The sequence below is a fragment of the Micrococcus sp. EYE_212 genome (genome assembly GCF_023147585.1).
In the GTDB taxonomy this organism is placed as follows: domain Bacteria; phylum Actinomycetota; class Actinomycetes; order Actinomycetales; family Micrococcaceae; genus Micrococcus.
Window position 1 is genome coordinate 64,603 of the sequence record NZ_JAHXOZ010000010.1, and the last position, 11,974, is coordinate 76,576.

The 11,974-nt window shown below is 73.8% G+C and carries 7 protein-coding genes and 1 tRNA gene; 4 read left to right on the plus strand and 4 right to left on the minus strand.

All coding sequences use genetic code 11. The features are described 5' to 3' along the window. Positions 1-214: 214 nt before the first annotated feature. The 3 genes from KZX60_RS12000 to KZX60_RS07985 all read left to right on the plus strand — a co-directional run bounded on the left by KZX60_RS12000 (position 215) and on the right by KZX60_RS07985 (position 4,920). A complete protein-coding gene (locus KZX60_RS12000) occupies positions 215-2,398 on the plus strand; it encodes a TPM domain-containing protein (RefSeq protein WP_282442708.1) in 2,184 nt (727 codons plus the stop codon). A 146-nt stretch (positions 2,399-2,544) separates the two neighbouring features. Further along, positions 2,545-3,348: a PspA/IM30 family protein gene (locus KZX60_RS07980; protein WP_248117217.1), complete on the plus strand. Its 804-nt coding sequence runs from the start codon at positions 2,545-2,547 to the stop codon at positions 3,346-3,348. A gap of 192 nt (positions 3,349-3,540) precedes the next feature. After that, on the plus strand, positions 3,541-4,920 hold the full coding sequence (locus tag KZX60_RS07985) for a sodium:glutamate symporter (protein ID WP_248117219.1): 1,380 nt from the start codon (positions 3,541-3,543) through the stop codon (positions 4,918-4,920). Positions 4,921-5,059: 139 nt separating this feature from the next. On the opposite strand, the gene KZX60_RS07990 is transcribed toward KZX60_RS07985, so the two are convergent. The 3 genes from KZX60_RS07990 to KZX60_RS12085 form a co-directional block, all read right to left on the minus strand. Further along, positions 5,060-5,133: transfer RNA gene (locus KZX60_RS07990), tRNA-Met, on the minus strand. Between the two features lie 110 nt (positions 5,134-5,243). Then, entirely contained in the window at positions 5,244-8,393 is a 3,150-nt protein-coding gene (locus KZX60_RS07995; protein ID WP_248117221.1) for a UPF0182 family protein, read from the minus strand. Between the two features lie 129 nt (positions 8,394-8,522). Continuing rightward, a complete protein-coding gene (locus KZX60_RS12085) occupies positions 8,523-9,602 on the minus strand; it encodes a S16 family serine protease (RefSeq protein ID WP_248117223.1) in 1,080 nt (359 codons plus the stop codon). Positions 9,603-9,806: 204 nt separating this feature from the next. Between KZX60_RS12085 and KZX60_RS08005 the strand changes: the two genes are divergently transcribed. Next, a complete protein-coding gene (locus tag KZX60_RS08005) occupies positions 9,807-11,207 on the plus strand; it encodes a zinc-dependent metalloprotease (protein WP_248117226.1) in 1,401 nt (466 codons plus the stop codon). Positions 11,208-11,221: 14 nt separating this feature from the next. On the opposite strand, the gene KZX60_RS08010 is transcribed toward KZX60_RS08005, so the two are convergent. After that, positions 11,222-11,956 carry a M48 family metallopeptidase gene (locus KZX60_RS08010; protein ID WP_248117227.1) on the minus strand — a complete coding sequence of 245 codons (735 nt, stop codon included), beginning with the start codon at positions 11,954-11,956 and terminating at the stop codon, positions 11,222-11,224. Between the last annotated feature and the right edge of the window lie 18 nt (positions 11,957-11,974).

The following is an 11,974-nucleotide window of genomic DNA, read 5'->3' on the forward strand; positions in this document are numbered from 1 at the left end:
TCCGCGCGTCGGTCCTGCCCCGGCGGCGCCCCCATCGTTCCCCCTCCGCCTGGACGTGTCCTGGACGTCCCCTCCACATGCGGGACGAAGCAGGGCGGGGCGGACGGGACCCCTGGTTCCCCCGCCGGGCGGCCCCTACACTCGAGCGCAGGTTCCCCCGGGCGCCGCCCTCCTGGCGGCGTCCGCTCCGCACGCCCACCGAAGGAGCGCCTGCATGGCCATCCCCGCCCCCACCACGCACGTCGGCCGGCTCAGCCGCGCCGTGACCGCGGGAGGCGTGGGCCTCGGCCTCGCCGCGCTGGCGGCCCCCGCCGCCCACGCCGTGGTGGCCGTGCCGCCGGGCGTGCAGGTGGTGGACGAGGCGGGCGTCCTCTCCTCCTCCGAGGAGCAGCGCCTCACGCAGGACATCCAGCAGATGCGCCGCGAGACCGGTCAGAACCTCTACGTGGTGTACGTGGACCAGTTCGGCGCCGGGGGCTCCCAGGGAGTGGTGGAGGACGTCAATGCGTCCCGCCCCCTGGGCTCGAATGACCAGGTGCTGGCGATCGCGGTGGAGGAGGGCCTCTACGGCTTCGACGCCGGCAGCGCCCTCAACCGGATGCAGGGGGACATCACCTCGGCGTACATCGGTCCCGCCCTGCCGACGTCGGACCCGGCCGACTGGCTCGCCCCGGCCGAGGCCGCGATCGCGGGCGTGGACGACGCCGCCGACGGCGCGCTCGACGGCCGGGGGGCCAGCGGCGCGCAGCTCGATCCGGGCGGCCCGCTCCCCGCGGGCGCCGGGGCCGGCGGCGCCGCCCGGCAGGACTCCGGGCAGCAGGACGCCGCCCCCTCCGACGGCGCGGGCGGCCCGCTGACCGGCCTGCTCGGCGCCGGCGCGGTGGCCGCCGCGGTGGCCGGCGGCGTCGCGGTGGCCCGGGGCCGCAAGCGCAAGGACGGGGGCGAGGCCCGCGGCCGCGAGGTCGCGGCCGGTCCCGCTGCCCCGCGCGACCCCCTGGACGCGCTCCCGGTGGAGGAGCTGCGCACGAAGGCCGGCTCCAAGCTGGTGGCCGCGGACGACGCGATCCGCTCCTCCGAGCAGGAGCTCGGGTTCGCGATGGCCTCCTACGGGGAGAAGTCCGTGGGGACGTTCCGCGAGGACCTGGACAAGGCGAAGGAGCACATGCGCGCCTCCTTCCAGCTCCAGCACCAGCTCGACGACGAGATCCCGGACACCGAGGCCGACCAGCGCTCGTGGCTCAAGGAGATCATCGCGCGCTGCGACGAGGTCGGCGCGGCGCTGGCCGCCCACGAGAAGGAGTTCAACTCCCTGCGGGACCTCGAGAACCGCGTGCCCGAGGCGCTCGAGGGCATCGCCGCCAAGGTCCCGGCGGCCGAGGAGCGCGTCCGGCGGGCGGAGTCCGCGCTCGTCGCCCTGCACGGCTCATACGCCGAGTCCGCCCTCGCCGAGGTCAAGGACAACGCCGCCCAGGCACGCCAGCGCATCGAGTTCGTCCGCACCGCGGAGGCGAAGGCGAAGGAGGCCTGGAACTCCGGGGATCGCTCCACCGCCGCCCTGGCCGTGCGCGCCGCAGAGGAGTCCCTCGCCCAGGTGGACACGCTCACCGCGGCCGTCGACGGTGCGGACCAGTCCCTGCGGACGATGCTGCAGAACGTGCACACCGGCATCGCCCAGTCCGAACAGGACGTGGCCGAGGCCGAGGCCGTGGTCCGCTCCGGCGCCCATTCCGACCTCGCCGGTCCCGTGGCCGGCATGAAGCAGACCCTCACCACGGTCCGCTCCTCCCTCGCCTCCGGACGACCTGACCCGCTGGACCTCCTGCGCCGTCTCGAGGCCGCGCACCGACAGCTCGACGTGCCGCTCTCCAGCGTGCGCGACGGCCGCGAGCAGGCCCGCCAGGCCGCGCAGATGCTCCAGGCGGCGATCGTCCAGGCCCAGGCGCAGATCGACGGGACGGCCTCCTTCATCGGCGCTCGCCGCGGCGCCGTGGGATCCGAGGCGCGCACCCGGCTCGCGGAGGCGGACCGCGCCCTCCAGACCGCCATGCAGCTGGGCGGCTCCGACCCCGTGACGGCCCTGCAGCACGCGCAGCGCGCCTCCCAGCTGGCCGACCGCGCGAGCGAGCTCGCGCAGGAGGACGTGAGCGGCTTCGGCTACGGCGGCGGCATGGGCACCATGGGCTACGGCCCCGGCATGGGCTACCAGCGCAGCGGCGTCGGCGGCGGCTTCGCGGGCGGACTCGGCGGCGCGCTGCTCGGCGGCATCCTCATGAACTCGATGCTCGGCGGCGGCCACCACGACTCGTGGGGCGGCGGCGGCTTCGGCGGATTCGACGGCGGCGGGCTCGGCGGCGGCGACTTCGGCGGCTTCGGCGACATCAGCGGCGGAGGCTTCTGATCGCCCACGACTCCGGCGTCGACGCGCCGGCCCCGGCCCGGTCCTGACCGGCACGGGACCCGTCCGCCCTCGGGCCGGCCGGGACGCACGAACCACCGCGGGCCGCCGGCCCGCGGGAAGTGGAACACCGACGAAAGGCAGACATCATGGTCAAGCAGTCCATCCTCGGTCGCATCAGCACCCTGGCCAAGGCCAACATCAACGCCATGCTCGACAAGGCGGAGGATCCCCAGAAGATGCTGGACCAGATGGTCCGGGACTACACGAACAACATCGCGGAGGCCGAGGCCGCCGTCGCCCAGACCATCGGCAACCTGCGCATGATCGAGGACGACTACCGCGAGGACCAGGACGCGTCCCGCAGCTGGGGCCAGAAGGCCCTCGCCGCCTCGCAGAAGGCCGACGACTTCCGCAGCAGCGGCGACACCGCCTCCGCGGACAAGTTCGACAACCTCGCCAAGGTCGCCATCGAGCGCCAGATGGACGCCGAGCGCCAGATGAAGTCGGCCGAGCCGACCATCACCTCCCAGCGCGACATCGTGGAGCGGCTCAAGACCGGCCTCGACCAGATGAAGGTCAAGCGCCAGCAGCTGGTCTCCAAGCGGGACGAGCTCACGGCCCGCGCGAAGTCCGCCCACGCCCAGTCCGCCGTGGCCGACGCCGTGAAGTCCATCGACCTGCTGGACCCCACCTCCGAGGTCAACCGCTTCGAGGAGAAGGTCCGCCGTGAGGAGGCCCGCGTGCGCGGCCAGCAGGAGCTCGCCTCCTCCTCCCTGGACGCCCAGTTCGAGTCCCTCGAGGACCTCGGCGAGCAGACCGAGGTCGAGGCGCGCCTCGCTGCCCTCAAGGCCGGCCAGTCGCCCGCCCAGATCGAGTCCTCCGCCGCCGAGGGCCAGAACCTCCAGCTGGACTACGCCGAGGACGAGACGGCCACCCAGGCCCGGGCCTGATCGCCTGCGGGACGACGCCGGCCGCGCCGCGGCCGCGTCCGCCCCTCGACGACGGCGACGTCGAGCACCCCTCCCGGGTGCCCGGCGTCGCCGTTTTCGCGTCTGCGGGGGCGGATTGCTAGGGTCCCCCAGTCCCCCGCATCCCTCGGGGGATCCTCGTTCCTCCCTCGCACCCGACAGGGGTACCTCCACATGCAAGACCAGTTCACGGCGTGGTCCGTCCTGGTGGACGGGGGGCTGATCGGCGCGCTGCTCGCCGTCGGCACGCTCGGCCGCGCCCTCATCAAGCCCCTCCAGACCCTGATGATCCCCGCCTCGGTGATCGCCGGCATCCTGGGGCTGGCCCTGGGCCCGAACGGCGCCGGATGGCTGCCCTTCAGCTCGCAGCTGGGCACCTACGGGTCGATCCTCATCGTCATCGTCTTCGTCTGCATCGCGCTGACGGACGACTTCGACGTGCGCAAGATCGGCCGTCCCGTGGGTTCGTTCGCGGCCTACGGCGTGCTGATCTACGCGTCCCAGGTGGCCCTCGGCGCGCTCGTGGCGCTCGTGGTGCTCAAGCCGCTGTTCGGCACCCCGGACTCCTTCGCCGCCCTGCTGTTCGCCGGCTGGGCCGGCGGCTTCGGCTCAGCCGCGGCCGTGGGCCAGGCATACGCCGCGAACGGGGACGCGACCGTGACGTCCCTGGCGTACACCTCCGCCACCGTCGGCATGATCGTGGGCGTGGTGGGCGGCATCATCCAGGCCAAGATCGGCGCCAAGCGCGGGCACGCCCAGGAGTTCGCCGGCCTGACGTCCATCCCGGACGAGCTGCGCACCGGCGTGCTCAGCCAGGTGGAGGAGCGCCCCGTGATCGGCCGCCACACCTTCTCCGCCGCCTCCGTGGAGTCCCTCGCATTCCAGGTCGGCATCGTCGCCATGATCGCCGCCGCCGCCCACGGCGTCGTCACGTGGATCACCGCCGTGTGGCCGCAGGTCGTGGGCGAGGGCGGGCCCCAGCTGATCATCCCGGCGTTCGCGATCGCGTTCATCATGGGCCTGGTCGCGCGCGTGCTGTTCCAGGCCACGCGGACCGCGCAGTTCCTGGACTCCGCCTCGCTCAACTCGGTCTCGGGCACCGCCACGGACATCCTCATCGTGTGCGGCATCGCCTCGATCGCCCCCACCGTGGTGGTCGAGTACTGGCAGCCCCTGCTCGTGCTCTTCGTCGTGGGCCTGGCCCTCGCGCTGGCGCTCGGCACCTTCGTGGCCCCGCGCGTCATGACCGACTCGTGGTTCGAGAAGCAGCTGTTCACGTGGGGCTGGGCCACCGGCGCGGTCGCCACCGGCGTGGCCATGCTGCGCATCGTGGACCCCAAGCTGAAGTCCGGGACCATGGAGCAGTTCGGCGTGGCCTACATTCCCGTGGTGCCCGTCGAGATCGCCGCCGTCTCCTTCGTGCCGCTGCTGCTGATCGCGGGCCTGGCCTGGTCGGTGGTGGGCATCTGGGGCGCGATCGCCGTCGCCGCGATCCTCGTCTCCATCTGGCTGCGGCGCACGGATCCGGCGCGCCGGGCGGCCGTGAAGGCCTGAGCGTCCCGCACTCCGACGGCGGCGTCGAGCGGTCCCCCACCACGAGCGGTGGAGGTCCGCCGGACGCCGCCGTCGTCTCAGCCGGGGTCCTCCTGGACACGCACGAAGGCCCCCAGCAGATACTGGGGGCCTTCTCTCGTTGCGGGGGCAGGATTTGAACCTGCGACCTCCGGGTTATGAGCCCGGCGAGCTACCGAACTGCTCCACCCCGCGGCGACTCGTATGACTATACACACCCGGAGCAGTGCGTTCAAATCGAGGACAGCCGCCCGTCACCTGACGGCCACGCCCCCGCCATCCGAGACGGCGGGGGCGTGGTCGGATCAGCCCGCGGGCTGGGGCTCGGGGGCCTCCTCCGCCCCGTCCGCGGGCGGGGTCCCGCGCAGGGCGTCGTCGGCCGCCGTCGCCCGCTTCAACGCCTCGTCGAGGCGCTTCTGCTGCTCGCCGTAGGCGGCCCAGTCGCCCGCCGCCATGGCCTCCTGGCCGCGCGCGATGGCGTCCTGCGCCTCCGCGAGCGCGGCGCTCAGCTCCTGGTCCGCGGACGTCGGCTCCCCGGGCTCACCCTGGCCGGGCTCGCCCTCGCCGTCGCCCTGGTTCTCCTCCGGGGTCACGGCCCCGGAGTCGCCGCCGAAGACCTGGTCCAGGGCCTCCTGGAGGGTGTCGGCGAAGCCCACCCTGTCCCCGAAGGAGACCAGCACCTTGCGCAGGGTGGGGTAGGACGTGGCGCCCGAGGAGCGCACATACACGGGCTGCACGTAGAGGATGCCGCCCGCCACCGGGAGCGTGATCATGTTGCCGTTGAGCACCTCGGAGGCGCCCTGGCGCAGCAGGTTCAGCTCCTGGGAGACGCCGGCGTTGGAGTCGAAGTTGGCCTGCGCCTGGCCCGGCCCGGGGACCGTGGTCTGGCGCGGCAGCTCCAGCAGACGGAGCGTGCCGTAGCCCTCGGCCCGCTCACCGTCCCTGCCCGTGCCGGCGTCGCCGCTGGCCGAGAGGAACCCGTAGAGGACGTTGCGCTGCTGCGAGCCCTCGGTGATCTGCGGGATGTAGGTGGTGGTCAGCGAGTACGCGGGCTCGTCCTGGCCGGGCACCTGCAGGGTCATGTAGTACGGGGGCTGCTTGACGTTCGGGTCGTCCTGCGTGGGGTCGGCGGGCACGGACCAGGCGTCGTTGTTCTCGTAGAAGTCGTCCGCGTCGGTCACGTGGTAGCGGCCCAGCAGCTCGCGCTGCACCTTGAACATGTCCTCCGGGTAGCGCACGTGGTCCAGGAGGGCGGCGCTCATCTCCGAGTAGGGCTTGAGCGAGGACGGGTACACGCCCTGCCACGCCTTCAGCAGCGGGTCCTCCTCGTCCCAGGCGTAGAGCTCCACGGAGCCGTCGTAGGCGTCCACGGTGGCCTTCACGGAGTTGCGGATGTAGTTCACCTGGCCGGTCAGCAGCGCCCGCTGGTCGCGGTTCAGCGCGTCCTGTGTGGCGTCGCCGAGGCGCTGCGACGTGGAGTAGGGGAACTGGTCGGACGTCGTGTAGGCGTCCACGATCCACTTCACGCGCCCGTTCACGATCGCCGGGTAGGCGTTGGTGTCCACCGTCAGGTACGGGGCCACCTTGCGGACCCGCTCCTCCGGATGGCGGTCGTAGAGGATCTGCGAGGCGCTGTTCACATCCGAGGAGAGCAGGAGCTCGGGCGAGCCGAACTTCACGGCGTAGGCGAGCTTGTTGAAGAGCCCGCCCACGGCCGGGCCGCCGTCGCCGGCGAAGGTGTAGGCCGTGTCCTCCCCGGAGTCCGCCGTCTGGGGGCGGTCGCGCTCGACGGCGGGGGCACCCTCCGGCGCGCCCACCACGGAGTACTCGGGCGAGTTGAGCCCGAAGTAGATGCGCGGCTCGTACTGGGAGTCGTCGGTGAGCGGGCCCCGCGAGGGGATCTCGGAGAGCAGGAACGAGGGACGGCCGCCGGCCGCCACCTCGGAGGCGTCAGCCATGACCATGCCGTAGCCGTGCGTGTAGATGGCATGGCGGTTCACCCAGGACTGGGAGTCCTCCACGTTCACGTCGCGCGCGGCGAGGATGGTGTCCCGGGACTCGCCGTCCACCTCGTAGCGGTCCACGTGCAGCGTGCCGGGGAACGAGTAGTAGGGGCGGAACTGCTGGAGCTGCCCGAAGGTCTGCGAGATGAGGTTCGGGTCCATGAGGCGCACGTTGGCCGTGTTGGCCTCCTCGCCGGCGAGGGCTCCCTCCTGCGCCTCGACGCTGCCCTCGTAGGTGGTCACCTGCACGTCGTCGAGGCCGTAGGCCTCACGGGTCATCCGGATGTTGCGATCGATGTACTCGGCCTCGAGCGTGCGCTCGGAGGGCTGCACCTGATACTGCTGCACCAGGTACGGGTAGGCCGTGCCCACCACGAGGGCGGTGATGACCAGCACGGCGGTGCCCACCAGCGGCAGGCGCCACTGTCCGGAGAACACGGTCCACACGAACAGCGCGGCCACGATCAGGGCGGTGACCGCGAGGATCGCGGAGGTGGGGATCACGGCGTTGACGTCCGTGTACATGGCGCCCGCCCACGAGCCGGTCTGCGACTGCGTGGTGCGGTACCGGTTGAGCCAGAACGTGACGGCCTGGAGGAGCAGGAACAGCGCCAGCGTCACGGCGATGTGGACCCGCGCGGAGGGCGTGACGGACAGTCCCCCGGAGTCCTCCACCCGCACGGAGCCGTACAGGTAGTGGATGATCAGGCCGGCGATCCCCGCCACGAGCACCACGGAGACGAGGTACCCGACCACGAGGGTGAGGAACGGGAGCGTGGCCAGGAAGAACATGAGGTCCAGGCCGAACTCGGGGTCCGTCTGGCCGTAGGGCACCTGGTGGAGGAACAGCTGGACGGTCGTCCAGCCGTTCATGGCCGCCGAGCCCGCGAAGAGGCCCAGGATGACCGGCACCGCGAGGAACACGAGGCGGCGCATGGGCTCGAGCTGGCGCTGGGCCTGGCTGAGCGAGTCACGCGCGTCGGCGGGGGCGTCCTGCCGGCGGTGGCGCCACGCGAGCCGCATCGCCAGCCACACGGCGGAGCCCATCAGGAGCGCGCCGATCAGGAACAGGGCCGCCTTGGTGAGGACCTCGGTCCAGAAGACGTCCTCGTAGCCCACCTGGGAGAACCAGAGCACGTCCGTGTACACGTTGGTGAACAGCACGAACAGGCCCACCAGGATCGCCACGGAGACGATCGTGAGCACGAGCGCACTGGGGCGGCCGGGGGTCGCCGGCCGGGGCCGGCCGGCCGCCGAGCTGCCGTTGCCGTCGCCGGGCCCGCTGGGACCGCCGCTGCCGGGGCTCGCGGGCCCGCCGTCGCCCGGGCCCATGGGGGCGCCGCCGAAGGGGCCGAAGCCGCCGAAGGGGCCGGAGCCCCCCGCGCCGGCGGATCCGCCGCCGTCACGGGGCGGGCCGCCGAAGGGCCCGCCGCTTCCCTGTCCGAAGCTCACTGTCTCTCCTCTCCCCGCCGGGGGCGGGGTCTGCGGTCGGCGCCGTGCCGGGCGGCACGGGCGTCTGGGGTCCGGGGTCGTCCGCCGCGGCCACGGAGGGGACGCGCGGGATGTCGAAGGGCGGGGGGATCACCCACAGGTGGGCACCCCGTCGAGGGTCTCGCCGCGGCCCACGGCCTCGACCACGCCACGTGCGGTCGTGAGGGTGTCCACGGCGTAGACGGCGATGCCCTCGGGCACTCGGCCGTCGAGGTCCGCGCAGTTGGCGGCCGGGGCCAGGAACACGGCCGCTCCGGCGTCGGCGGCGCCGCGCACCTTCTGGGCGATGCCGCCGATGGGACCGACCTGGCCTTCCTCGGTGATGGTGCCGGTGCCCGCGATGTGCGCGCCGCCCGTCATCGCGCCGGGCGTGAGGCGCTCCAGGACGGCGAGGGCGAACATGGTGCCCGCGGAGGGACCGCCGATGTCCTCGAGGCTGATCTCCACGTCCACCGGGAAGTCGTACACGGTCTCGAGGAACACGCCGATCTGCCACGCCTGGCCCGCGCCCTCCGGCGCGGCGCGCACGGGGACCTCCACGTCCGTCTCGACGCCGTCCCGGAGCACACGCAGGGCGACCGGCCCGGGGCCGGCGGCGTCGACCGCCGAGCGCAGGGCGACGACGTCGTCCACGGGCGTCCCGCCCGCCGCGAGCACCTCGTCGCCGGCACGCAGCACGTCGCGGGCCGGGCTGTCCGGGGCGAACTCCCGCACGGCGAGCCCGCGGCCGTAGTCGCGGCCGAGCTCGTGCAGGGCGGCCGCCGTCGCCAGGTCCTGGGAGGCGGTCATGGCCCACGCGTTGGACTCGCTCACCTGGTCCGCGGACACGCCCGTGGGGTAGACCAGCTCGCGCGGCGTGGTGTCGCGTCCCGGGTCCACGAGCGCGCCCGCGAGCTCGAGGACGGAGGTGGAGCCCGTCGGCGGGCCGGAGACCATCACGGTGGTCATGTCCAGGGCGCCCTCCCCCGGGTCCACCCGGGAGGCGCCGTCGACGGTGAGGACGGGGTGGCCGTCGGCCTCCCCCAGCACGTCGATGGCCGGGCCGGGCCCCTCCAGCAGGTACGGCGCGGGCAGCGCCAGGGCGGTGGCCGCCGAGGCCGCGGCGATCCATCCGGAGACCGACGGGCGCGCGGCGACGCGGCGGCTCCTTGCGCGGGGCACTGCGGGCACGCGACACCGACTTTCCTGCCGTGGTCCTGGATCAGGGGCCGTCGCCGCAGGCGCGGACGCGCTGGCGGGGGGACGGTCGCACCAGTCTACGGGGCCGCCGCGGCCGGGGCCGGGCCGGAGCGCCGTCGTGCGCCCTGCGCGAACCGCGGCGCCGCGCCGTCCATCCGTGGGCCTGGCGCGAGGCCCGCGGATACGCTGTTCGGCATGACTGACCACCCGCAGACCCCCGGATCCGACGACGGCCGCGACCCCCTGGAGGACATGCTCCGGCAGATGTTCGGCGGGCAGGCCCCGGACGTCGAGGAGATCCGCCGCGCCATGCAGGGCATGGGCGGGACGGGCGGCATGCCCTTCGACCCCTCCCGGCTGGACCCCGCCATGATGCAGCAGGCCATGGCGCAGTTCCAGGCCATGATGAACCCGGGCGCGGGCTCCGAGGGCCCGGTCAACTGGACCCTGGCCAGGCAGGCCGCGCGCCAGGCGGTCGCCGGCGAGGACCCCGCCGTGGGCTCCTTCGCCCGCCGCGAGGTGGACGAGGCCCTGCGCCTGGCCGAGCTCTGGCTGGACGGCGTGACGGACACGGAGTCCACGGGGCAGATGGGGGCCGCGTGGTCCCGCGCCGAGTGGGTCGAGGCCACCATGGAGAACTGGCAGCGGATGACCGGCCCCGTGGCCGTCTCGCTCGCGAACGCGATGTCCGCCGCCATCGAGCAGCAGCTGCCCGGCCAGCTGCCCGAGGGCATGGACCCCTCAATGCTGGGCGGCCTGCAGCCCATGCTCAAGAACATGGGCGGCACCATGTTCGGCCTCCAGCTCGGCGGCGCCGTGGGCGCGCTCGGCAAGGACGTGCTCTCGGGAACGGACATCGGCCTGCCGATCGCCGGCCACCGCCTGGCCCTGATCCCCGTGAACATCGAGGAGTTCGGCGACGGGCTCAGCGTCCCGGACGACCAGGTGCGCCTGTACCTCGCGCTGCGCGAGGTGGCCCGCATGCGCCTCTTCCTGCACTCCCCGTGGCTCGAGCGGGACCTGTTCGCCGCGATCGAGCAGTACGCGGCCGGCATCCGCCTGGACGTGAGCGGGATCGAGCGGGCCGCGGAGTCCGTCGACCCCATGGACCCGGAGTCCATGCAGGCCGTGTTCGACGGCGCCTCGTTCATCGCAGAGCCGGATGCCACCCAGCGCGCCGCCCTCGAGCAGCTCGAGCTGCTCATCGCCCTCGTGGAGGGCTGGGTCGACGTCGTCGTCGCCGAGGCGGCCACGCCGCTGGAGTCCGCGAGCGCGCTGCGCGAGACCATGAACCGTCGGCGCGCCTCCGGGGGACCCGCCGAGCAGGCGTTCGCCGCCCTCGTGGGCCTCGAGCTGCGCCCGCGCCGCCTGCGCGAGGCGGCCGCGTTCTGGGAGCACGTCACGGCCGAGCAGGGCAAGGAGTACCGCGAGGCGATCTGGCGCCATCCCGAGCGCCAGCCCACGGGCGAGGACCTCGACGACCCCACGGGCTACGCGCAGCGCCGCACGGCCGCGGACGCCTCCACGGACGCCCTCGACGACGAGCTGCAGCGGCTACTCGACGGCGGCTTCGGCGAGGCCCCCAAGGAGGGCTGAGCCCCGCGCCTGCCTCAGCCCCCCTCGACGTCGTCGCCCCAGCCCGGGGCGGCGACGTCGTCGTCTGCGGAAGCGGGCCCGGCGGCGAGGCCGCGACCCTGCGCGTAGGTGACGCCGGCGAGGAACGCCATGGCCTCGGCGTAGCGGGGGTGGCGGGCGACGAGCCTCTGGAAGCGGGGCCCGTGGCCGGACTCGAGCAGGTGGGCCACCTCGTGCACCAGCACGGCCTCCACCACCCAGTCGGGCATGCCGCGCAGCTGCGCCGAGAGCCGGATGGTGCGCCGAGCCGGGGTGCACGATCCCCAGCGGTGCCGCTGCCGCGTGGACCACGTGACGCTCACCGGATCCGCCTCGCCCCCGTAGTGATCGGCCGAGACGCGGCGCGCCCAGGCCAGCAGGGCGGCGTCGCCCGGGGCGGAGGCCCCGGGGTCGGGCGTGGCGGGCGAGGACGCCCCGGGCGTGGACGTGCGGGGACGGCTCGGATCAGGCCCGGCGCCTCCGTCGGTCGGCGGCGTGGGACCCGCGGGCGCCGGGGCCGCGCCCGCGCGCTCGACCATGCGGGAGATCCATTCCCGCTCCTCGGCGCGGGAGAGCCGGGCGGGGACGGAGACCTGCAGGCGGCCTTCGCGCCACACGGCGGACACGGTGCGCGTGCGCGCGGTGGAGCGCACGAGCCGCACCGGCGTGCCCTCCCAGTCCAGGTCGACGGTCTCGCGGACCGGGCGGGAGGCGGGGCGACGCGGCGGCATCACTCCATTGTGCGCGAC

Excerpts from the sequence above, each read along its gene's own strand:
- KZX60_RS07980 (WP_248117217.1), top strand. The coding sequence starts at position 2,545 with ATGGTCAAGCAGTCCATCCTCGGTCGCATCAGCACCCTGGCCAAGGCC.
- KZX60_RS08010 (WP_248117227.1), bottom strand. The coding sequence starts at position 11,956 with ATGCCGCCGCGTCGCCCCGCCTCCCGCCCGGTCCGCGAGACCGTCGAC.
- KZX60_RS07985 (WP_248117219.1), top strand. The coding sequence starts at position 3,541 with ATGCAAGACCAGTTCACGGCGTGGTCCGTCCTGGTGGACGGGGGGCTG.
- KZX60_RS08005 (WP_248117226.1), top strand. The coding sequence starts at position 9,807 with ATGACTGACCACCCGCAGACCCCCGGATCCGACGACGGCCGCGACCCC.
- KZX60_RS12000 (WP_282442708.1), top strand. The coding sequence starts at position 215 with ATGGCCATCCCCGCCCCCACCACGCACGTCGGCCGGCTCAGCCGCGCC.